The following is a 22845-nucleotide window of genomic DNA, read 5'->3' as shown; positions in this document are numbered from 1 at the left end:
TTACATTAAAACATATGAGCAAAGCCAACGAACTCACCTTTCAAAATGACATGATTCGCCAGCTACAAGCTAATGGCTGGTTGCTCGGCAAAGCAGAACACTACAATCGCGAACTGGCTTTGTATCCTGAAGACGTGATTGCCTTTGTCAAAGACACGCAAGATGAGCAATGGCAAAAGTTTTGTGCTTTGTATCCGGTGCAACCGGAACAAAAGTTTTTGGAGCGCTTGGCGCAACAATTAAATAAGGCTGACCCGAATGCGGCAAACAAAGAGATACGCACCTTTGGTACCTTGGGTGTCTTGCGTCATGATTTGAAAGATCGTGGCACGCGTTTTTCTATGTGTCAGTTTGCACCTGAACATGATCTGAATCCTGATACCTTGGCGCGTTACAAAAAGAATCGTTTGCGCGTGGTGCCAGAAGTGACGTATAGCCCGTGGGCGACGGCCGAGCATCTCGCGGAAACAGGCGTCAAAGCCAAAGAGTGGCGTATTGATTTGGTTTTATTCGTCAATGGTATTCCTGTTGCGACGCTAGAGCTGAAATCGGAATTCAAACAAGCGGTACACAATGCGATGCGTCAGTATCGTACTACACGTTTGCCTGTCGACCCTGTCACCAAGAAGCCTGAACCTTTGTTGACCTTTAAGCGCGGTGCGCTGGTGCATTTTGCGGTGAGTCAGTACGAAGTGTATATGGCCACGCGTTTAGAGGGCGAAAGCACCTTTTTCCTGCCGTTTAACAAAGGCACGCATGATGGTGGTGCGGGGAATGATGCGCCTGAAGATGTGAATCAATACGCGACCGATTATTTGTGGAATGAAGTTTTAGTGCCAGACAATCTGCTGAAGATTTTAGGGCGCTTCGTGCATTTGCAGATTGAAGATAAAGAAGACTGGGAAGGGCGCAAGTTCAAGAAAGAAAGCCTGATCTTTCCACGGTACCACCAATGGGATGTGGTCAGTAAATTGCTGGCTGCGGCTATAAGCGAAGGGCCAGGGCAAAAATATTTGATACAACACAGCGCGGGTTCGGGTAAATCAAATTCGATTGCATGGTCTGCGCATCAGCTTTCGTCTTTGTACGATGCCAGTGGTAATAAGTTGTTTCATTCCGTGATTGTGGTCACCGACCGAACCGTGCTCGACGCGCAGTTGCAAGACACGATTGCGCAGTTTGAACAAACCGATGGCGTGGTCGGGCGTATCAATAATCAAGAAGGCGATGGCTCAAAATCAGAAAAACTCGCCAAAGCCTTGGAAAACTCGCAGCCGATTATTATCGTCACCATACAAACCTTCCCGTTTGTACTGCGTGCGATTGAAAACAGCGTGAGCCTGAAAGAGCGCAACTACGTGATTATTGCCGATGAAGCGCATTCTTCACAAACGGGCTCAACCGCTCGCCAACTCAAAGAAGTCTTGATGGTCGATGGCACAGCCAGCGATGAAGACGAACTCACGACAGATGATATTCTCGATGCCGCAGTCGCTTCACGTCGCGCCTCAAAAAATCTGACTTATCTTGCTTTCACCGCTACGCCTAAGACCAAGACGCTGGAATTGTTTGGTCGCTTACCTAAGCCAGATGAGCCAGCTTCCAAAACCAATAAGCCAGAAGCCTTCCACGTCTATAGCATGCGCCAAGCGATAGAAGAAGGCTTTATTTTGGATGTGTTGAAGAACTACACCAATTACAAAGTCGCCTATAACTTGGCGATGAAGATGAAAGACGCCGACCAAGAGGTGGAAAGTAAGAAAGCCAAGGTCAAACTCAATCAATGGGTGCGCTTGCATGATCACAATATCAGCCAAAAAGTGATGGTGATCGTCGAGCATTTCAAAACGCATGTGATGGGTTTGCTCGGTGGGCAGGCCAAAGCGATGGTGGTGACCAGCTCGCGCAAAGAAGCGGTGCGCTACAAGCAGGCATTCGACAAATACATCACCCAGCAAGGCTACCAAAAGATCCACGCGATGGTGGCGTTCTCGGGCGAGGTGGAATTCAGCGACAAAGATCCGAATTCTGATTTCTTGATCGGTGCGAAATTCACCGAAACCAATATGAACCCCAACCTCAAAGGCCGCGACATGCGCAAAGCCTTTGATACCGACGATTACCAAGTGATGATCGTAGCTAATAAGTTTCAAACAGGTTTTGACCAACCCAAGCTATGCGCCATGTATGTGGACAAAAAGCTGGGTGGTGTTGAATGCGTACAAACATTGTCACGCTTAAACCGTACTTACCCCGGTAAGGCAGAAACCGGCACTTTTGTACTCGACTTCTTCAACGAGCCACAAGAGATTTTAGACGCCTTCCAGCCTTACTTCCAAACCGCAGAGCTGGCCGATGTATCCAACCCGAATTTGATTTTTGATCTATACGACAAACTGCGCACCGCCGATATTTTTACGTGGACGGAAGTAGAGCAATTCTGCGAAGCTTTCTTCGTAAAGAGCAAAAGCAATGCGGCGATTGCGAATATCTGCAAACCCGCTGTAGAGCGCTGGCAGAAGCGCTATAAGCACGCGGTCGATGCGTATAAACAAGCGAAAGAGATGTTTGAGCGCACTAAGAAATTTAATGACGCGGTCTTACTCGCTAACGCGGAAAATAGCTTCAAAGACTGCAAGAAGGCAAAAGACGCATTGGAGATTTTCAAGAAAGACCTCGGTACCTTTGTACGCTTCTACGAATTCATGTCGCAAATTGTCGATTACAACGACAAAGACCTAGAAAAGCTCAGCCTCTACGCACGCAACCTACGCCCCATGCTGCGCGAAACCATTGTGGACGAAGACGACATCGATTTATCCAGCATTGTGCTCAGCCATTACCGCGTATCGAAAATTCGCCAGCAACATTTGGCGCTACAAGAGAACGCTGAAGAATACAAATTAGTGCCTGGTGACGAAGCAGGAACAGCAAAAGCCAAAGACAAACAAACCGAGTTCCTATCCCAAATCGTACATCGCTTAAACGAGCTTTTCATCACCGATCAACTCACTGAAAAAGATATGGTCAATTACGCCTATACGATCAGCGACAAGGTCCGAGAAAACAACATCGTGATGCAGCAGATTGAAAACAACAGCGCAGAACAAGCGATGTTGGGTGATTTCTCTCGCGCAGTTGACGATGCCATCTTAGACAGCGGCGACGCCCATCAGAATCAGATGATGCAGTTGCTATCCGATCCTAAACGGGCTGCTGGGTTTGCTAAGGTGGTGTTTGATATTTTGACTGGTGTTTCGAATCGATAGCTTCTACTTTGAAATAAATCACTTTTTGGAAAGTCATCATGGCACCTCGTCGTATTGTCGAATACGTGGTCGTGCATGAATTATGCCACCTCAAACACCATGATCATTCACCTGCGTTTTGGAAGTCTGTTGAGCGTATTGTCCCGGATTATTTGGAATGTAAGGCTTGGTTGAAGGAGTTTTGGGTTGGGTTTGATGTTTAGTTCGCTTCAAAAAGTATTTTGATAAAAATTCGAAGTGACGTTGTTACGAAAATTGCTAAAAATTATTTTCGATTGGAAGGTTTGCTTAATGCAAGAAGACAAAATTCAACTCCTCAAAGACGCAATTGATGAATTATTGGTTGAGTCAGATCTTGATTCGGTGATTTCGTTTGCATGTGATAACGTTCTTGAAAATGGAGTTACACATCCGAGGGTATATTTGCTTCATGTTAGGTTCGCCGAGGAAAAGCCTAATGTTGATGCGTTGGCACAGTTTTTATGGAAACAGTCGGTTAATTACGCGTTATCTCGCAAACGACGAAAGCAATTTAAAGAACAATTATTAAAATCTGATTCCGCTGATCTATCTGTGACAGTAGACATAATGCAAATTGTTCGTAATGTATTTTTGGAGTTCAATAAGTTACATCCACATCGAGCAAGTGAGGTTGGAGAAGTTCTCGCATACTGTATCGCGATACGCTACCTTAATGCAGCTCAATTGGCTGCAAAGATGTCGTTAAAAACTTCATCCAATATGCCAGTGCATGGATTGGATGGTATCCATGCAGTAGTTGATAATGACGCCTTAACTGTATATTTTTTGGAGTCAAAATTATCATCCAGTGCGAACGATGGCGTTGCTGATTATGCAGACTCTGCGGGTAAATTTCTAACCGATCAAAAACAATATCTCCATGAATATTCATTGGTGGGAGATCTTGGAAATCTGGATACATTGACCGGTGAGGCTCGATCATTAGCACTACAACACTTCGATGCAATTGCCAAGCCTGAGATATCGCGGAGAGAGCGCTCAATTGGAGTTGTTTGCTACTCAGAAACTAAGCATTTCTCAAATACAATTCCTGTAAGCGATGGGGCAGTTACAGCACATCAAGTTCACTTTTCTAATAATTTTTCAGGTGAGTTGTCGCATCATTTTGGCTCTGCACTTAAACATCTTGAAAAGCAAAATGTAGATCCAAATAAATGTCGTGTTTTTTTTGTTGCGGTTCCAGACGTAAATGTGTTGCGAAAGAAATTTTATGAGGTAATGGGAAAATGAGTCAATTTGCTCTTGAATTGTCCCAGAAATTGGTTGGACATCAACGTTATTGGGATACTTATTCAGCACTTCAAAATGCTGGAACTACTTCTACATTCACTTTGCCATTAGTCGCATCTGAATTACCTATTGAAAGACAAAGTGTCGCCTTACTTCTTTATTGTGCTTCTGTATTTGCGCAGACACACGATGACTATTTTAAAGGTATGGCTCAAACTATCGCTATCAATAGCTTACTTCTGAATAACAGTGAAAACCGAATCGAAGAGCGTGACAAGAGTATTCGAATTTTGACCGAACTCGGTAATTTTCCGGGGGTTAATTATATTGAAAAAACGTATGGAAAGAGTGATCTTCCTCTACTCGGAATGTTGCAACGAGAGGTATCTGAAGGCTTGAACTCTGTTGAAGTTGACGGCAATAAAATTTCTCTAACTGACTACCAGAGGGAAGTCTGGGCCGAGCTACCCACGTCTCATTCATTGGCAATATCAGCGCCAACTTCAGCCGGGAAGTCCTTTCTTGTAATTGAATATCTATGTCGGTTAGCGATTAAAAGTGAGCGTTTTTGTGCGGTGTATATCGCACCGACCCGTGCACTTTTGTCTGAAGTTTTTCAAAAAATAAAATTGAGATTATCTGATTTTGATGGTATCCGCATTTCCGCAATTCCTTCTTTGGATTTTGAAAATAATCCTCGGCAAATTTACATACTTACACAAGAGAGATTACAAGTTCTACTTTCCATTTCTGATTTGAAATTTGATCTTTTAGTGGTTGACGAAGCACAGAATCTTTCTGATGGATCTAGAGGGATGATTTTGCAGGAGTGTCTTGAACAGGTGTCTGAAAGAAGCCAAGTAACGAGAGTGATCATGCTGGCTCCTGGTGCTGAGGGCTTTGTTGAAGCTGCCAGGATTATTGGCTTGCCGGATTTAAAAATAGCATCGACAGCCGTATCCCCAGTTCTACAGAACCGAATTTTGGTAAATAAAGTTTCTGGAAAAGATGAACTTCGATTAGATCTATTAACGCAAAAAAATAAAGTTCTACTTGGAATCTTGCAGACTACGAGAGGTTTTGATGTGCCTGCTACTCGGCTTGCCGCGGTTTCGCTGGAACTTGGCGCGGCTGGTGGTTCGTTAGTTTATGCTACGGGGCCAGCACATGCAGAACTTATTGCGTCACAGCTATCTCAGGCAAGGGAAGTTATAAAAGATGAGCGTTTAGAGGAACTTGCATCGTTTATTGAGAAACACATTCATCCAGAGTATAAATTGGCAGCTATGGTTCGTCGAGGCGTTGCATTTCACTATGGGAAAATGCCGACTCTTTTGAGAGAGTCCTTAGAGGAAGCATTTAAATCTGGTGCGCTTCAATTTTTGGCATGCACGACAACCCTATTTCAAGGAATAAATCTACCTGCTAGAAATGTCTTTATCGGTACGCCCACACGTGGAAGAGGAACATTACTTGATCCCGCATTGTTGTGGAATTTTGCGGGACGGGCAGGTCGTATGAGACAGGATATCGTGGGAAATGTATTTTTAGTTGGATATGATGATTGGCAAGATAAATCAATGAATGAATTTGTCAGGTTTAAGATAAAACCAGCCTTTAAAACTACGATCGTTGAATCGTACAGTAAGGTAATTGAGGGACTAAAAAACGATCTTCCAAAACCGAACCGAAGCAATGAGCACTTATCTGCGGTTAGGGCTTCGGCTGGTCTGCTCATTTCGAGAGCAACAAAGGGAAATGTTGAGGCGTTTATTTCGCGAAGCATTCCAGATTTGTCTAAGGAAAGCATTAATGAGTTAACGCAAGCGGCCCAGGCAGCGGCAATAGAAGTAGCTCTCCCTTCATCGTTATTGGCTTCGAATTGGATGATAAATCCATATGGATTGCGTAAATTATACGAAAAAATTCTAAGTCGTCTTAAAAATGAAGAGTATGCAAACACAATCCCTGTGAATCCTCACGAGAGGAATGCATCAACAAATTATGGAGCGATATTTAATACTATTTTGCTAGAAATTAATGGACAAAAAGATAATTTTGGTGGTTATATTGCGACTCTTGCTGTGTCTTGGATGCGAGGGTTTCCCTATCCTGTAATTTTGAGTGGTGCGATAAAGAATGCGAAGAAGCGCCTAGACGAAGCAAACGAAAAAAAACGAATTAAGAAACTCGAAGACCCCAAAAGCCGCGTTCGCCAGTCTAAACCCGTTGACGCTAGTAATGTAATTAGAGACGTTTTTGAAAACATTGAAGATGTTGTTCGATTTCAGTTCGTCCAATTTGGGAAGGCGTATATTGATCTATTGACCCTTGCATTGGTTGAAGTTGGACGTGGCGACTTAATTCCTACAATATTCGATTTTTCATTAGCCTTAGAACTTGGCGTGGCCACTACATCCGGAAAGTCGTTTGTTGAGTTAGGTCTGTCCAGGATAGCTGCATCTGCCTTAGAATCGATTTATCCAAATTCAAACTTGAGTGTAAGTGAGGCGCGTAGGTGGCTATCTCAACTTGACCTAAAAACAGTGCAGTTGAGTTCGGTAATTGTTGATGAAATGACGCGGCTAAAACTTATTGCAGCTTGATATCACCGTATCTATTTCGAGAATGGTCTTGGATTAACCTCGCTAAGTTGATGATTTGGGAATGCTCTTGACGGCTTTTATATAACTAAAGTCGATGGAGCTTCCATCGGTTCGGTACACCCAAAAACCACTAGTTGACCATCCAAGTTCGGCGTTGTTTTGCCGCTTAAAATGGTCAATTCCAGAGCCACATTTTGTTTGCTCATTTTCTTCAAGGGCAGAATCGTAATACATTAATAGCGAGACTAAATCGTCGTGATCATTCTTGTTTGAAATGACATCTTCATTCGAGTATTTGTTTAGTATTAATTTAAAATGTTCGAGCGCTTGTGTTTGGGTTTTCCAAAAGCGTCCGTTTGGTAGTGAAATTGTCTTTGTCATGTTATTTTACGTTTAAAATATTAAATTTTACATTGTGCCAGAAAAACACTTCAAGGCTACCTTGTGTTGGAGCCGGGTTGAAATTCTTATCCTTGTGTAAGTGTAATTTGATTTCCACATACTGAATTTTCCAATTGGAAATATTGGTATATTTCGACCAGTATAAGGAGTTGCGTTGACTTCTATAGCAATCTATAAATTTTCTCATCCTGTTAGCGATCGAGATCAGATTTGGGCAATTGGCGATACGCGAATCAGCGCTACCGCGACTGATAAGTCATTTTCCCATGAGGCTATTACTTCTGGAGCGAAAATATTTTCGATCCCAATCAGGGTCTCAAAAGAATTCTCGACGTATGACGGTGGTGAACTTTTGCTTGAAAGTTCGATTGGTATGGCTTATGCGGGAAGTACGACTTTGGGACTCAACCTTCATGCGCAATTGTCACAAATTCTTCCATATTTAATTGTCGATAGCTTTGTTGATTCTTCTGTCCTTTCGTTAGAGGATATAGCGAAGCTGGCTTCGAAAATGCTCACCAAAATGATGAAAGAGATTAACGAGCGCACTGGCAACCTTAATGATTTTCAATTCGCTGAAGTTGCTATTTTTGGCAAATGTCCTGAAAAAAATGAATTGTTCGTTTATAAGATTCTCCCAAGTTTCGAAATGAATGAGCTTATTTGTAAGTGTGAAGACGGCACTCCTGACTTCGCGATTTCAGCATATCTCGATTCCAAAGCTAGTTGTGTCCTTTTGGGAGACAAGAAAAAAGAAATAGCCGAACTTATTCGAGCTCGAATAGAAGATTTATTGGCACCTGGTAGTCGCTTTGTTGATGTAGCAAATGACGTTGAAATGGCTCCCAAATATGTTTTAGAGGCTCTTATTCATCATGAAGTATTTCCAACTATTGGACGAGGCCTGCAAATTATGATTTCCGATGATCGTGGTGTTCATCCGATGACTTGGGCTCGTCCACAGTCTTTTTCTATCACCGCAGAGAACTATGAAATGTATTCACTCTTTAACTTTAATGTTCTTGAGTTTGTGCCATATATTGGTAAGGCAAATATCAGCGATTGGCCGTGTATTGGCCCGCATTACGATGTAGATTTAGTTGGATTGGCGCTTATGAGTGAATTTCAGCAGGAGCTTAGACGTTTAATGGGAAAGGGGTCAATGATTCTGGCATTAAGGTAGACAATTATGTATCTTGTTGCCAGATTCTGCAAAACTAGCTACGAGGTATTTGAGCAGAATGCACCAACCTTAGCTTCTGAAGAAAAACGTTGCCGCACTGACCACTATAGGTATTGCTTTAAAATCAAATAAAATGTATTCTAAGGTTGCTTTATGCATTGGCATAAAGGGTTATTACAAGTTGTCAAGTCTATTTGGTAGGTAAGCCAATAAACAGATTGACAGCATAGTTATCGCAGGGTTGCACATTTGTAGCTTCATGGTGATTTCTAAGTTAATAGTATATATCATTGCTAACATACGCGGTTTGGCTCAGCTTGCTGGGTGAAATGGTTCGAGAAAGTCAACTTGGTCTATCCGAGAGTGCGGTTATTAGATTACCGCCATCTTCGCACTCTCGGTTTGCTAGAACTTAAGGTTGTAAATGTTTAAAAAAAAGCATCCTTGGTTTCGTCGTCGCGGTTATCCTCATTTTGATCAACAAATTCACTTTGATAAAGCAAAGAGAATCGTTTGTAGTCCTTCACAAGTTGCGCGTCACAGTTTTTATCCTTTTATAACTTTTGACGTTGAAACTGTTAAAGTTAAACAAAATCGTAAGACGGGTAAAATAGAAAAACAACCACCTAAAAAGAGGTCGATTTCATACGCATCGCATGTTGATAGCCATATTTATGCATATTACTCACTTCAATTGTCGAAGCAGTACGAAGCTGCAATTGATAAGTATGGATTAAATGAATGCGTCATTGCATTTAGATCACTTGGGAAAAGCAATATCCAATTCGCTGCAGAAGCTTTTGATGAAGTAAAGAAGCGAAAAAATTGTCATGTTTTGTGTCTAGATATAACTGGCTTCTTTGATAACTTAGATCATCAATTGTTGAAGTCTGCATGGGCTCGATTGCTGCAATTAGCCCAGTTGCCAGACGACCATTATGCTATTTTTAAGTCGCTTACTCGCTATGCAAAAGTTGACCGGCTTGACCTCTATCGAGTTTTTGGTAAATCGACTAACAATTTGTCAGCCAAGGCTGAGCGACTTTGCTCACCTGATCAGTTTCGATGCCAAGTGCGAGGTGCCAATCTCGTGACAAGGCATGCTTCTAACAAAGGGATACCGCAAGGGTCTCCCATAAGTGCACTCTTGTCGAATATTTACATGTTTGATTTTGATCGGGAAGTTAACAGCTTTGTTAAAGAGTTCAATGGCTGCTATTTTCGGTATTGCGACGATATGTTTTTAGTTGTGCCCGATGCATTTAAGGATGTTACATACAGCTTTGTTGAAAATGCAATTGGAAAAATTAAGCTTGATTTGCAGTCAAAGAAGACAGAGCGGGTTGATTTTAGTGACAGCAGTGGCCAACTTAAGTCAAATAAACCTTTGCAATATTTAGGATTTATTTTTGATGGGAATCAAATTCTATTGAGGTCTGCCTCGCTTGCAAGATATTCAGATAGAATGAGGCGAGGAATTCGTCTTGCTAAATCAACTATGTTGAAACGTAATGAAGCACGTAAAGCGAGAGGTGACGATGAAAAGCCGCTTTTTAAAAAGAAGATTTTTAATAGATATACTCATTTAGGACGACGAAATTTCTTAAGTTATGGGTACACCGCCTCTAAAATAATGCAATCAAAAGCGATCAAGAGACAGCTTGGTCGATTGTGGTCGAGAGTCCAAGATGAAATTAAGAGTTAGCGATACTGTCAATTATTGAGTAATTACTCAGCTTGGGTATTGGAATTTTATTTCTTTAAAGTAATATTTGGCTGTCGTAATTGTTTCAAGGTTTTTGTGTTCGTTCGCACACTTGTGCGGGGTATTTAGAGGGATAAATTTACTTTTGGTGAGGTTGTCGATTAGTTATTTTGATTGAAAAATATCATCGCTTTGTGTATGGCAAAATGGCAGCGCGCATCGGATCTTCGTGGATAGATTCGATGCTAGGCTAAGAGTGGGGTAATTAATTTTACCCAATAGTTGAAACCTAATGTGTTTAAGGGGCTTAGGTATTTTTATGATCCCTGCCACGACTATGTAGTATTTGGCGCGGGCGCGAAACACGATTTAGTCTTAGAGATTAACTTTGACTAGACTAATAGCCGCGGGAAGAATGAGTCGTCAGTGCTTCTCGATCGCAGCGCATGGCGCGGCGAATATGGGCTCAGATGTCAATGTGTAATGTTAAATAAATTAAGCTCTAATTGGCAGCACAATTGCCCCTTTCCGTAATTCATCAAGATAATCTGACCAGCGCTGCATCATTTGCCGTCTAGCTGGCAAATGAGCAGTGCGGTTATATGCCCGCCCATTCGGATCTTTGACCGCATGAGCCAATTGATGCTCAATCAAGTCAACGCGCTCTTCTAATACTTCATCTAAAATCGTGCGAGCCATAGCTCTAAAGCCGTGAGCGGTCATTCTCTCTTTCGCATATCCCATTGAGCGTAATGCAGCATTGACGGTGTTTTCACTCATGCAGCGATCATAAGTTCTGATACTTGGAAAAACATATTTTCGATGACCGGTCATCGCATGGACACTCTTAAGAATTTCAATGGACTGTGTGGAAAGTGGAACAATGTGATCCATTTTCATTTTCATCTTCTCGCCTGGAATTCTCCATTCAGCGGTGTCAAGATCGATTTCAGTCCATTCGGCAGAACGTAATTCACCAGGTCTTACGAAAAGGAGAGGGGATAACTTCAAGGCTGCGACTGCGTAAGGATGTCCAGAATAATTGAAGATGGCTCGCATGAGTTCGCCAACTTCTTTCGGATCAGTTATTGCGGCATAGTTGGTTTTTACCGCAACGGTTAGGGCACCTTTGAGGTCACTCGTTACATCACGTTCTGCTAATCCAATCGCAACTGCGTAACGTAAAACTTGACCACATATTTGTTTAACTCGATGTGATGAGTCAATGGCGCCACGAGCTTCCATGAATCTAATTGCAGCCAATACATCTGTCGGTTTGATTGTTGATACAGGTAGTTTGCCAATATAGGGGAAAACATCTTTGTTTAGCCAGTTGGTGACTTTCTCTTGTGTTGTAGACGCTCTGGTACTGGCGGTCTTTTCTAGCCAGGTTGTCGCCACAGCTTCGAAGGTGTGAGTTGCCGCTATTGACTTGGCTACTTTGGCTTCACGTTTGAATTGCGCTGGGTCAATTCCTTCAGAGAGCAATTTGCGTGCGTCGGCTCTTTTAGCTCGCGCTTGGATTAATGACACTTCTGGATATGCGCCAAAGGTCAGGCGGTTTTGTTTGCCATTTTCTTGTCGATATGACATTCGCCATATTTTTGATCCGACTGGACTAATCTCTAAATACATTCCTCCGCCATCTGGAAGGGTATAAGATTTTTCTTTGGGCTTGGTGGTTCTGACTTGCGTGTCAGTGAGTGGTTTGGCGAGTTTTGGCATTTTGCATCCATGCGGAATTAAGGTTTGCATCCATGGATGAAAGTATGGATGCAAAATCATTGGATTGCAATGTACCAGTTTGGAGCGTATTAATGAAAAAAGCCTGTAACTCACTATGGAGATACAGGCTTTTTATACTTCTTTGTACTGCTTTGTACTATTGGGTGGTGCCGAGAGCCGGAATCGAACCGGCACGCCTTGCGGCGCTGGATTTTGAGTCCAGTGCGTCTACCAGTTCCGCCATCTCGGCAACGCATGAACAGAATTATGACAGGGTGATCCGATTTTTGCAAGCACCTAGGCTAATTTGCTGTTATATTTTATGGTTTCGTTCTTCAAAAACGCTTGTTTTCTTAATTCTTCAGCATATTTTGTTTTTGATATTTTAGTCTTCTGATTCTTTCGTGATCTGTGGTTTGTCGACTTTTCTATATAACGTGAAGAACTCGTCTTTGTCTGCAGCTCGCTGGCCTTCCCAAATCATTTCCCAATTGCCTGGAAAATCTTTATCGACTGGTTCTTTAGATTTTCCCTGAAACCGGCGATTACCTTGCGTGAGTAAAAGATCACAATTTTGTTCGTCAAAGCCAGCAAAATGAACTTTGCTGAAATAGGCGAAGGATGCGCGCTGTGATGCCGCCAGTTTGCTGTCTATGCAGCGATAAGGCATGGTAATTTTTTCAGTCATTTCTTTGGCGACCGTGGCATAGCTGACGCGATGATTGACCAAGGGCAGCCACAACGACATCAACAAGAACCAGCACAAAATGACACCACCGCTCGAGAGGACGACGGCTCGCCATAATACAGAAGGCTGACGTGATATGCGCCAATACACGATGCGGAACCAGATCACTGTGATGCCTAATCCGATGATGAAAGTGAATGCATTAAATTCAGGAATGTAGCCTGGTGCCCAACTTAATACTTTTTTGCTAGTACGTGCAGGCCAACCAGTTTGCAATGCGATCCAGCCGAGCCAAAATAAGCCTGCTGCGCCTGTCATCACCATCACGGCGAACCAGTCAACAGCATTGATGGCGCTGCGCTTCATCGTTGGTAAGCCAAATGCGGCGAGGATGGCTAATGGTGGGAGTAGTGGCAATAAGTAGCCTTCTTCGTGACTGCGATTCAGTAACGCGAGCAGGGTGAAGCAAGTTAAAAAGCACAAAGGCAATGAAATGTGCAGTGTGCGTTCTTGTTTGCGCCACGCATAAATTGCCCAAGCGGCAAAAGGCCATGCTGGCCATGCGAACCAGATTCCATAGCGGAAGAAGTAGAAAATATTCTCTAAAACAGGGAAGCCGATTTGACGGTAGTTCCACTCCATCCAGCCTTGATAAGGTGAGCTAGAGTAAGGTTGAATGGTTTGTATGGTAAAAATCCATAAGCCGACGACCAGAATTGTTGCTGGTAAACTAAAGGATAGTAACTGTGCACTGAGTTTTTGCTGGCGATAGACGCACAGGGCGATTAATGACAATAAAATCCCGATCGGAATTACCCATCCGCGTGTTAATACTAATAGACCAAGGACAAGTCCAATTTTTAGTGCGCCAATTTTACTTGGCGTGTCGAAAAATCTTACGCAAACATATAAACAGTAAGCGATGAGAGCGATGTGTAATGGCCCGCTGCTGGAAGTGTGGCTTGGTAGAAGTAAGCCTAGACAACCAAGATAGATGAGCAGGGCGCCATCTGCTAAAGTGCGACCGAAATCGCGAGGTTCTGGTTGTCCGCCGAAAGCGAGTTTTAATGGCTGCGCTTCTGCACGGCGACCTAATAAGTAAGTGGTGTACCAAACAGAGATCGAGCCGAGAAGAAAAGCTAAGCCTGTAGAAATACGGGCAGCCATGGGGTCGCCAATGATACCGCCAAATAATTTGATGCACAGTGCACCTAGCCAAAATGCTAGAGGGCCTTCTTCGGGAACGGGCAGGCCTACGACGTGCGGCCATAGCCAGTCATTGAGTGTGCCATGCGCCATTGTCCACATGACGCCAAATCCAGCGGCATCAGCACCTTTCCAAGGATCTCGTCCAATCAGACCTGGCAGTATGTAAAGTAGGCAGAGCGCAATAATGCTCCAGCGTGGAAGGGCAATTGTTGCAGCGGCAGGCAGGCGGACTGGCTTCATAGTTTTTTATTTGATAAAACTTGATAAAACTTGATGATACAAAAAAGGCAGCCGTAGCTGCCTTTTTTCTTACTGCGAATGCGAATAAATTGATTATTGATTCGAGATAGCTGTCTTGGAACCAACAGTACCGAATTTCTTACGGAATTTATCAACGCGACCTGCAGTATCAACAATTTTGTGCTTACCAGTGTAGAAAGGATGAGATTCAGCAGAAACCTCGATCTTTACTAATGGGTAAGTTGTGCCTTCGAATTCGATCGTGTCACGTGTGTTGATTGTAGAACGTGTGATGAATTTGAAATCGTTAGATACATCGTGGAACAAAACTTCACGATAATTTGGGTGGATACCGTCTCTCATGCTTGCCTCAAAAAATAGTTTGGTAGCCAATACGCACTTCGGCGGTCGTCTTGCTTCTTGACCCGATTGCTTATCACTTGCCAGGGTTTAAATCATGTAAAAAGTTTCTTAGCATCAAGCTAAGCCGGCAATTATACAATAAAATCATGGGATTGCACGATTTTGACCGCACTCGCGAGTCGCTAAGGATAAGTATGTCAACAAATATTCCCGCTGGAATGAGCACTGTGCTTCACGTGGTTGAAGTTATTGGTGTTTTTGTGTTTGCCAGCTCTGGCTTGGTCGAGGCTCGACGTAAGAAGATGGATTTGGTTGGCGTGTTTACGGTTGCGTTTATTACGGCTTTTGGTGGCGGCACTGTGCGTGATATTTTATTGGATAGACGCCCATTGTTTTGGATAGAAAACTATGAATACCCGACCTTGGTGTTTATTTTTTGTATTTTGGTTTCGCCATTTTTCCGACAGTTGCGTTTGGTTGTGACTGAGCGCGTGATTTTATATGCGGATGCTCTAGGGCTGGGATTGTTTAGCGTCGGTGGGGCTTCCTTGGCATATGGCATGAAGATGCCTTTATTTGTTTGCGTGATGATGGGCGTGATCACCGGAATTTTTGGTGGCGTCTTGCGCGATATTATTTGTAATGAAATTCCCATGGTGTTTCGTCGTGGTCAGCTCTATGCGACTTGTGCTTTTCTGGGATGTTGGGCTTACTTAGGACTAACTTTGCTTGGAACAACAGAGTTATTTGCGGTCATTAGTGGTATTGCCGTTACCTTATTTCTACGATTAATGGCAGTGCGTTTTGATTGGAAGTTACCGGGTTAATTTCCCAAACGCGTTACTTGAATTGATGGGCTTCTAAGAAACTTTCTTAAGTGGTGGCTTATTCAATAGACCAAACAATACGGCATCAATCATCATTTCTGCATGTGCAGCCAAATCGTAAGCACTAGGCTCAATTAACCATTCGTGTATTAGCCCAATTAAGAACGCATGGTTAATTTGAACTGCGATTTGTATATCGGTGTCTGGTGGGAGTATGCCTTTTTTGACGCCCTCACGAAAAATATCACCAATTTTATCTAGGCATTCATTTCGACTCTCGCGCTCTTGTATAAAGGATTGCATTTCTGCTGTTTTTTCACAGCGATGAAAAATGATGTCCATCATCTTCGTTTGTCTTGTATTTGCCGTCACTTGCGCTATAAAGTGTAAGTTCAGTTGGCGTATTGCTGCCATGGGATCATCAATCGAATTGCTGGTAATTTCATTGAGCATCATCTCAATCGGCATAAATGCGCGATCACATAGCGCATGAAATAACTCTTTTTTGTCTTTGAAATGCCAATAAATCGCACCGCGCGTCATACCGGCCGCGCAGGCAACATCGTTTAAAGTCGATTTGGATACACCTTTTTCACAGAACACTTGTTCAGCTGCATTAAGTAGCGCCTCATAAGTTTGCTGGGTATCTTCTTTGGTTTTTCGGACCATGGTGGAGCTCCTCGGTGTCGCGGTCAATGCGCCATAAATAGGCGATCTACCTGATATTTTATTTTTATATATTTGACGGATTTTACAATTTTGAACTATACAAACATTCGTGTATGTATATAATAGCACACGGCAATCATCATTTAAAGAGGGAATTCATGAGCAAGACTTTCATTCGTCATCAGAAAAATAGCCAAAATGCGATGGCTTTTTCATTTAAATTCAATAAGTTAGCGATTGTGCTTGCTTTAGCTTTACCAGTTTTGGGTTTGACTGCATGTAATAAAGGGGCTTCAAATGCACCGGCAGGAGCTGGAATGCCACCACCAGAAGTCAATGTAGTGACTTTGCAAGGCCGTGATTTGCCAGTAGATTTTGAATTTGTCGGGCAAACAGCAGGTATACGCGAAACCGAGGTGCGTGCGCGTATCAGCGGCATCTTGGAGCAGCGCGTCTATGAAGAAGGCGCGAAAGTCAAAGCAGGCCAAGTGTTATTTCAAATTGATCCGGGTTCTTATCAAACCCAATTGGCATCTGCCGAAGCGGCACTTGGCGTCAGTGAGGCAAAGTTAAATCAAGCGAAACGTGAATATGCACGCTTGACACCTTTGGCGTCCGAGAAAGCCATTAGTCAGCGTGAATATGATGACGCTAAATCTGCGTTAGAAATGGCCGAAGCGAGCTTTAAGCAAGTTCGAGCGCAAGTCAATGAGGCGAAATTAAATCTTAGTTATACCAAAGTAGTCGCACCAATTTCGGGTGTTACAGGTGTTGCTGTGAAGCCGAATGGTAGTTTAGTCACGCCCGCCGATAGCTTGTTGACGACTATCGTGCAGACTGACCCTATCTATGTCAATTTTAGTGTGAGTGAAGCAGATTATCTGAAACTCAATGCGGATTTGAGTAACGGTAAATTACATTTGCCAGGTAAGCGCGCCAGTAACGGTGGCTTAGATTTCAATGTGAAATTGAAAATGGCCAACGGCGAAATTTTCCCGACGGCGGGCAAGATGAATTTCTTGAGCGAGAAAGTGAACACGACAACGGGTGGTTTTGATGCGCGTGCGCAGATTGCGAATCCAGACGGTGCTTTGCGTCCAGGCCAATTTGTACGTGTGATGTTGCAAGGTGCGACGCGCCAAGCGGCAATTGCGGTTCCGCAACGTGCAGTGATTGATAGTCCTATGGGCAAGATGGTATTTGGCGTATCGCCAGATAATAAATTGGTACCGCGTCCAGTTCAGTTGGATGGCTGGTCGCGTGGCGAATGGATCGTAACGAAAGGTTTGCAAGCGGGTGAGCGCGTTTTGGTAGATGGATTTATCAAAGCCCATGATCCTGGCATGACAGTGAAACCTGTCGCCATTGATGCAAAAACAGCCGCAAACACAGCCGCAAGCACAGCACCTGCTGCGCCAGCAGCCCCTGCAGCTTCTGCTTCCGCAAGCGCGAAAGGTGCGCACTAAGTCCGTAAAGGATGCGTGTGTATCGTTATCGATTTTAAGGACTCCTTATGTTTTCTAAATTTTTTATTAATCGACCGATTTTCGCGACTGTCGTGTCGTTGATCATCGTGATCGCAGGATTGGCCGCCTTGCGCGTCTTGCCAATCGAACGTTATCCCGAAATTTCACCACCGGTGGTGAATGTTGTTGCTTTCTATCCTGGCGCTTCTGCTGAAGTGTTGGAACGTACTGTTGCGGCTCCGATTGAAGAGCAAATTAACGGTGTTGAGAATATGTTGTACATGGATTCTGTGTCGGCAGCAGATGGTCGCGTTTCGATTAACGTGACTTTCGATGTTGGTACGGATTTGGATATCGCCGCAGTTAACGTGAATAACCGCGTGCGTCAGGCTGAAGCGAAATTGCCGCAAGAGGTGCGCCGTCAAGGCGTGACCGTATCTAAGAGTTCATCGAATTTCTTGGTGGTTGCTGCTTTCTATTCTAAAGACAATCGCTACGACGATTTGTATTTGTCGAATTATGTGACGCAAAACGTGCTTGATGCAATTAAGCGTATTCCTGGTACGACCAATGTCCAAGTGTTTGGTGCAAAAGATTATGCGATGCGTATTTGGATGCGTCCAGATCGTATGGCACAACTCGGCGTTACGGTTGCTGATATCGCGAGTGCAGTGGGTGAACAGAATGCGCAATATGCCGCTGGTAAGATTGGTGCGCCACCGAATAACACTGAAGAATTGACGATGACCGTCACGGCAAAAGGACGATTATTGGAACCGTCCGAGTTTGCCAATATCATCATTAAAGCAGGTAAAGGCGGTAGCACTGTCCGCTTAAGTGATGTCGCACGTGTTGAGTTGGGATCAAAAGATTACAACTTGTATGGACGTATCAATGGTCATCCATCCGCGAACGTCGGTATTTTCTTGCAGACTGGCGCGAACGCATTAGATACACGCGAAGCGGTAGAAAAAACCTTACAAGAATTGAAGGCGAAATTCCCAGAAGGAATGACCTACGACACGCCTTACGACACAACACCATTCGTGACGGAATCAATTTATGAAGTGTTAAAAACCTTAGCCGAAGCAATGGTGTTGGTCTTTGTCGTGGTGTACTTGTTCCTGCAAAGCTGGCGCGCGACCATCATTCCTACATTGGCAGTTCCGGTTTCCTTGATCGGTACGATGGCAGGTTTGCATATGCTTGGCTACAGCATCAATACCTTGACCTTGTTCGGTATGGTTCTGGCAATTGGTATCGTGGTCGATGATGCGATCGTGGTGTTGGAAAACGTTGAACGTTTGATGAATGAAGAAGGCATGTCTCCGAAAGAAGCGGCGATCGAAGCAATGCAAGAAGTGACAGGTCCAGTGATTGCGATTGTCTTGGTCTTGGTTGCTGCGTTTGGTCCGATTGCATTTTTGGGCGGTTTGGCTGGTGAGTTATATCGTCAGTTCTCCGTCACGATTTCGATTGCGGTGATTTTGTCCGGTATCGTTGCTTTGACTTTGACACCTGCCTTGTGCGCGATTTTGTTGAAGCCAGGTGCGGAAAATCACAATCGTTTCTTTGATTGGTTTAACCACGCATTTGCGCATTTGACCCGACGTTATACCGCCGGTGTGACTTTCTTCTTGAAGCGTGCAGTGTTAGGTGTGAGCTTGTTCGTCGGCATGATCGCTTTGGCTGGCTTGCTGTGGAAAACGGTGCCAGGTGGTTTGGTGCCAGATGAAGATCAGGGTTATTTCATCGGTGCCGCAATCTTGCCAGAAGGTGCCTCTTTAGAGCGCACGAATATGATGGTTAAGCAAATGGAAACGGCGCTTGAATCGAGCAAAGATATCGACACGCGTTTTTCTTTGATTGGATTGGATTTCTTGGGCGGTGGCGGTTTGAAGTCTTCTTCAGCGACCATGTTCTTCCCATTGCGTTCGTGGGATGAGCGCGACAAATCGGCCAAAGAATTGGTGGGCGAAGCATTTATGAAAACGGGTGGTATTAAAGAAGGTTTGCCTTTGTTTTTCAGCCCACCTGCAATTCAAGGTTTAGGACAAACTGGTGGTTTTGAGTTCTATTTGCAAAACAAAGGTGAGGGCGGTGTAAAACGCTTGGCCGAATTGTTACCAGCCTTGATCGCGGAAGCGAATAAGCAACCAGAATTAGCAGGCGTCAAAACTTTGTGGCAAGCGAATTCTCCGCAGTTGTTCGTCGATGTCGATAATGAAAAAGCACGCGCAATGGGCGTGGTCCTATCGGATGTCTACAATACATTAGCCGCAACTTTGGGTAGTTACTATGTGAACGACTTTAATAAAAATGGTCGTGTCTACACAGTGCAGTTGCAAGCCGAAGGTCAATATCGCGCTAAGCCTGAAGATATCGGTAATTTGTATGTGCGCTCGACGACTGGCCAGATGATTCCTATCCGTGCCTTCACAACGACGAAGTTCATTACCGGCCCCGATTCTGTACAGCGCTTCAATGCGCTGCCTGCGATCAAGTTGCTCGGTGATGCGAAACCTGGTTTCAGTTCTGGTCAGGCGATTGCTGCGATGGAACGTGCGGCGAAAAATGTCTTACCAGCGGATGTGACGTATGACTGGGGTGGTGCATCGTTTCAAGAAAAACGTAGCAGCAGCGCTGGCGGCATGGCCTTGGGTGCGGGTGTCTTGATGATTTTCTTGATCCTTGCAGCGCAATATGAAAAATGGTCTTTGCCGTTCTCCGTTTTGTTGGCGATGCCATTTGGTATCTTCGGTGCATTGTTAGCCGTGTATCTGCGTCAATTTAATAATGACGTGTATTTCCAAATTGGTTTGGTTACCTTGCTAGGTTTGTCTGCGAAAAATGCGATTTTGATTGTGGAGTTTGCGGTAATGAAAGTGCATGAAGGTTATGCGCCAGTTGCGGCGGCAGTCGAAGCGGCACGTTTACGTTTCCGTCCAATTTTGATGACTTCCTTGGCATTTATTTTGGGTGTGGTTCCCTTGGCGTTCTCCAGTGGTGCTGGTGCGGCAGCGCGTCAATCTTTGGGTACTGGTGTGTTGGGTGGCATGATTGCCGCGACCTTCCTCGCGATTTTCTTGGTGCCATTGTTCTTTAAATTGATCTATGACCGTCGCTTTAAAACTTTAGATACGGACTTTGATTATCCAGAGCACAAGTATGCCAACGATCCATTTGAGAATCCATTTAGAAAAGTGGAAAATGATGTGAAAAGTACAGATGCAGCTAAAGAAAATAATGAGGTGAAATCATGAGATTAGGGAAGATTTTTCCTCAAAGCGCCAGCTTGAAAATGTTGCCGCTGGTGTTGAGTTTAACTTTGGCCGGATGTATTTCCGTCGGACCTGACTATCAACGTCCGCAATTGGATTTGCCGCAATCAACATCATCCTCTAATGTGCAAAATACGGCATTAAAGAATTGGTGGAAGGGCCTACAAGATCCAGTGTTGAATCAACTGATCGACGACGCACTGAAACAAAATCAAGATTTGTTGATAGCGACGGCCCGTATGGATGAAGCGAAAGCGACTGCCGGAATTGCGCTGGCAAATCGTTTTCCGACCGTTGATGCGAATTTGGCAGTGAGCCGTTCTCGCACCAGTGAAAACTCTGGCAAGTTACCTGCCAATGCCAAACTGGTTGCCGAGAATTACCAATTTGGATTGAGCGCAGCATATGAGCTAGACCTGTTTGGTAAATTGAGTCGTGCCGATGAGGCCGCGAAAGCACGTTTGTTGTCGCAGCAATCCACACGCGATGCAGTGCAAATTAGTTTAGTCGCGAATGTGGCACAAACTTACTTCTCTCTGCGCGCTTTCGACGCCCAGTTAGCATTTGCTGAAACGACGTTAAAGAGCCGTCAAGAGAATTTAAGCTTACAGCGCAAACGTCATGCAGCAGGTGTGATTGGTGATATCGATTTGCATTACGCCGAATCTGAACTCGCTGCTGGTGAAATCGCTTTCGCGCAAGCGAAGCAGGCATTACGCAATGTTGAATCTGCATTGGCAGTGTTGGTCGGACGCACACCAAAGCAAGTAATGAATCCTGAGATTCCACGTGGTTTGACGATACAACAATTGGTACAAAATCTGCCGGCCGCAGCAGAGTTACCATCTGATTTGTTGGCGCGTCGCCCCGATCTTGTCGCTGCCGAGCAAGCTTTGGTTGCCGCTAACGCCGATGTTGGTCAAGCCAAGTCAGCTTACTTTCCTAGTTTGCGTTTAACCACTGCGCTCGGGCGGGAATCGCGCATGTTGGAAGATTTATTCAGCCCAGCATCATTGTTGTGGAATGTCGCAACAAGCTTGGCACAACCCGTGTTTCGCGCTGGTGCTGTCGGTGCAGTAGTGGAAGGCGCCGAAGCGCGCAAACGTCAGGCTGTGGGGCAGTATGTTCAGATCGTGCAAAATGCTTTCCGCGATGTGCACGATAGTTTGAATAATGCAGCGAGCAATGCGGAAATCGATGCTTCAACACAATCTCGTTTAACGGCGGTGCGTGAAACTTATCGTTTGTCGAATTTGCGTTATCAAAGCGGGTATAGCGCCTATGTCGAAGTATTGAATGCACAAAGAGATTTGATGCAGGCTGAGATTGCTGCGATTGATAGTCAACGTGCGAAGCTGAGTTCTGGTGTGGCTTTGTATAAGGCTGTTGGGGGTGGTTGGGGGCAGTAGTTTTTGTTTGACGGTATTTTGCGAAAGCCGGACTGTAATAGGTTCGGCTTTTTTGTTTTTGATTTGCTTTTCTTGTCCGCTCATCGTTCGCAGGTCGGGAGTGGCCCGACAGCCACTCACTTTCTTTGCTTCGCCAAAGAAAGTAAGCAAAGAAAGGCGACCACGCTGCCACTGCCCTTCGGGTTCCCAATTGTGCAAGACAAAAATGGGGAGAGTCAGAAACTCGCTGCGCTCAAACATCTGACTCTCTTCTTCCCATTTCTGCCTTGCACAATTGGCAGTGTCAGAAGTGGAAGAGCGTCAAAAGCAAAGTCAAAGTCAAAAGCAAATGCCTAAGAAAGCCAATAGAAAAACGAATGGCCGTCGAAATTGGTTGTTTTGATGTTGCAGTTGTTTTTGACTTGCCCCCGTTTGAGACGATGTAATTTGTGCTTCACAGAAAATGGATAAGAAAGTGTTGTTGTCTGAGCGTAGCGAGTTTCAACACTTTCCCATTTTTTGTGATGCACAAATTATGCTGAAGCGAAGCGT

Annotated in this window: 15 protein-coding genes and 1 tRNA gene; 10 read left to right on the top strand and 6 right to left on the bottom strand. The window is 44.3% G+C overall.

Annotation, left to right across the window (positions count from 1 at the left end):
• The first annotated feature begins 14 nt into the window (after positions 1 to 14).
• The 4 genes from H8K52_RS18160 to H8K52_RS18145 all read left to right on the top strand — a co-directional run bounded on the left by H8K52_RS18160 (position 15) and on the right by H8K52_RS18145 (position 7147).
• Positions 15 to 3269 (top strand): type I restriction endonuclease subunit R, encoded by a 3255-nt coding sequence (locus H8K52_RS18160; protein WP_186924327.1) that lies wholly within the window; start codon positions 15 to 17, stop codon positions 3267 to 3269.
• Between the two features lie 38 nt (positions 3270 to 3307).
• Positions 3308 to 3472 carry a M48 metallopeptidase family protein gene (locus H8K52_RS18155; RefSeq protein WP_186924326.1) on the top strand — a complete coding sequence of 55 codons (165 nt, stop codon included), beginning with the start codon at positions 3308 to 3310 and terminating at the stop codon, positions 3470 to 3472.
• 88 nt (positions 3473 to 3560) lie between these two features.
• Positions 3561 to 4541 carry a HamA C-terminal domain-containing protein gene (locus H8K52_RS18150; protein ID WP_186924325.1) on the top strand — a complete coding sequence of 327 codons (981 nt, stop codon included), beginning with the start codon at positions 3561 to 3563 and terminating at the stop codon, positions 4539 to 4541.
• Complete coding sequence (locus H8K52_RS18145; protein WP_186924324.1) at positions 4538 to 7147, top strand: DEAD/DEAH box helicase; 2610 nt, start codon at positions 4538 to 4540, stop codon at positions 7145 to 7147. The genes H8K52_RS18150 and H8K52_RS18145 overlap by 4 nt, the downstream gene beginning before the upstream one ends.
• A gap of 42 nt (positions 7148 to 7189) precedes the next feature.
• On the opposite strand, the gene H8K52_RS18140 is transcribed toward H8K52_RS18145, so the two are convergent.
• Positions 7190 to 7528 carry a DCL family protein gene (locus tag H8K52_RS18140; protein ID WP_186924323.1) on the bottom strand — a complete coding sequence of 113 codons (339 nt, stop codon included), beginning with the start codon at positions 7526 to 7528 and terminating at the stop codon, positions 7190 to 7192.
• 175 nt (positions 7529 to 7703) lie between these two features.
• On the opposite strand from H8K52_RS18140, the gene H8K52_RS18135 reads away from it, so the two are divergent.
• Complete coding sequence (locus H8K52_RS18135) at positions 7704 to 8732, top strand: hypothetical protein (RefSeq protein WP_186924322.1); 1029 nt, start codon at positions 7704 to 7706, stop codon at positions 8730 to 8732.
• Between the two features lie 424 nt (positions 8733 to 9156).
• Entirely contained in the window at positions 9157 to 10437 is a 1281-nt protein-coding gene (gene drt2 / locus H8K52_RS18130; protein WP_186924321.1) for an antiviral reverse transcriptase Drt2, read from the top strand.
• Between the two features lie 495 nt (positions 10438 to 10932).
• Here the strand turns inward: drt2 and H8K52_RS18125 are convergent, their stop codons facing one another.
• The 4 genes from H8K52_RS18125 to H8K52_RS18110 form a co-directional block, all read right to left on the bottom strand.
• The gene (locus H8K52_RS18125; protein ID WP_186924320.1) at positions 10933 to 12162 is read right to left on the bottom strand and encodes a tyrosine-type recombinase/integrase; all 1230 of its coding nucleotides are present in this window, start codon (positions 12160 to 12162) and stop codon (positions 10933 to 10935) included.
• Positions 12163 to 12327: 165 nt separating this feature from the next.
• A tRNA-Leu gene (locus H8K52_RS18120) sits at positions 12328 to 12412 on the bottom strand.
• A 135-nt stretch (positions 12413 to 12547) separates the two neighbouring features.
• A complete protein-coding gene (locus H8K52_RS18115) occupies positions 12548 to 14299 on the bottom strand; it encodes an ArnT family glycosyltransferase (RefSeq protein WP_186924319.1) in 1752 nt (583 codons plus the stop codon).
• 93 nt (positions 14300 to 14392) lie between these two features.
• Complete coding sequence (locus H8K52_RS18110; RefSeq protein WP_186889917.1) at positions 14393 to 14662, bottom strand: type B 50S ribosomal protein L31; 270 nt, start codon at positions 14660 to 14662, stop codon at positions 14393 to 14395.
• Positions 14663 to 14856: 194 nt separating this feature from the next.
• On the opposite strand from H8K52_RS18110, the gene H8K52_RS18105 reads away from it, so the two are divergent.
• On the top strand, positions 14857 to 15489 hold the full coding sequence (locus tag H8K52_RS18105) for a trimeric intracellular cation channel family protein (protein WP_246464668.1): 633 nt from the start codon (positions 14857 to 14859) through the stop codon (positions 15487 to 15489).
• Positions 15490 to 15522: 33 nt separating this feature from the next.
• Here the strand turns inward: H8K52_RS18105 and H8K52_RS18100 are convergent, their stop codons facing one another.
• Positions 15523 to 16158 carry a TetR family transcriptional regulator gene (locus H8K52_RS18100; RefSeq protein ID WP_186924318.1) on the bottom strand — a complete coding sequence of 212 codons (636 nt, stop codon included), beginning with the start codon at positions 16156 to 16158 and terminating at the stop codon, positions 15523 to 15525.
• A 158-nt stretch (positions 16159 to 16316) separates the two neighbouring features.
• Between H8K52_RS18100 and H8K52_RS18095 the strand changes: the two genes are divergently transcribed.
• From H8K52_RS18095 to H8K52_RS18085, 3 genes are read left to right on the top strand one after another with little or no spacing between them, the layout of a single operon-like run.
• Entirely contained in the window at positions 16317 to 17624 is a 1308-nt protein-coding gene (locus tag H8K52_RS18095; RefSeq protein WP_222613836.1) for an efflux RND transporter periplasmic adaptor subunit, read from the top strand.
• 47 nt (positions 17625 to 17671) lie between these two features.
• The gene (locus H8K52_RS18090; protein ID WP_186924317.1) at positions 17672 to 20887 is read left to right on the top strand and encodes an efflux RND transporter permease subunit; all 3216 of its coding nucleotides are present in this window, start codon (positions 17672 to 17674) and stop codon (positions 20885 to 20887) included.
• The gene (locus tag H8K52_RS18085; protein WP_186924316.1) at positions 20884 to 22314 is read left to right on the top strand and encodes an efflux transporter outer membrane subunit; all 1431 of its coding nucleotides are present in this window, start codon (positions 20884 to 20886) and stop codon (positions 22312 to 22314) included. Before H8K52_RS18090 ends, H8K52_RS18085 begins: the two co-directional genes overlap by 4 nt.
• Positions 22315 to 22845 lie beyond the last annotated feature (531 nt).

Origin of the sequence: Affinundibacterium seohonense, assembly GCF_014284305.1 — a bacterium.
In the GTDB taxonomy this organism is placed as follows: domain Bacteria; phylum Pseudomonadota; class Gammaproteobacteria; order Burkholderiales; family Burkholderiaceae_D; genus Undibacterium; species Undibacterium seohonense.
This window is presented reverse-complemented; position numbering and strand designations above follow the sequence as displayed.

Coding starts and splice junctions, on each gene's coding strand:
- H8K52_RS18100 (WP_186924318.1), bottom strand. CDS start 16,158: ATGGTCCGAAAAACCAAAGAAGATACCCAGCAAACTTATGAGGCGCTA.
- drt2 (WP_186924321.1), top strand. CDS start 9,157: ATGTTTAAAAAAAAGCATCCTTGGTTTCGTCGTCGCGGTTATCCTCAT.
- H8K52_RS18140 (WP_186924323.1), bottom strand. CDS start 7,528: ATGACAAAGACAATTTCACTACCAAACGGACGCTTTTGGAAAACCCAA.
- H8K52_RS18155 (WP_186924326.1), top strand. CDS start 3,308: ATGGCACCTCGTCGTATTGTCGAATACGTGGTCGTGCATGAATTATGC.
- H8K52_RS18160 (WP_186924327.1), top strand. CDS start 15: ATGAGCAAAGCCAACGAACTCACCTTTCAAAATGACATGATTCGCCAG.
- H8K52_RS18105 (WP_246464668.1), top strand. CDS start 14,857: ATGTCAACAAATATTCCCGCTGGAATGAGCACTGTGCTTCACGTGGTT.
- H8K52_RS18150 (WP_186924325.1), top strand. CDS start 3,561: ATGCAAGAAGACAAAATTCAACTCCTCAAAGACGCAATTGATGAATTA.
- H8K52_RS18125 (WP_186924320.1), bottom strand. CDS start 12,162: ATGCCAAAACTCGCCAAACCACTCACTGACACGCAAGTCAGAACCACC.
- H8K52_RS18085 (WP_186924316.1), top strand. CDS start 20,884: ATGAGATTAGGGAAGATTTTTCCTCAAAGCGCCAGCTTGAAAATGTTG.
- H8K52_RS18090 (WP_186924317.1), top strand. CDS start 17,672: ATGTTTTCTAAATTTTTTATTAATCGACCGATTTTCGCGACTGTCGTG.
- H8K52_RS18115 (WP_186924319.1), bottom strand. CDS start 14,299: ATGAAGCCAGTCCGCCTGCCTGCCGCTGCAACAATTGCCCTTCCACGC.
- H8K52_RS18145 (WP_186924324.1), top strand. CDS start 4,538: ATGAGTCAATTTGCTCTTGAATTGTCCCAGAAATTGGTTGGACATCAA.
- H8K52_RS18110 (WP_186889917.1), bottom strand. CDS start 14,662: ATGAGAGACGGTATCCACCCAAATTATCGTGAAGTTTTGTTCCACGAT.
- H8K52_RS18095 (WP_222613836.1), top strand. CDS start 16,317: ATGAGCAAGACTTTCATTCGTCATCAGAAAAATAGCCAAAATGCGATG.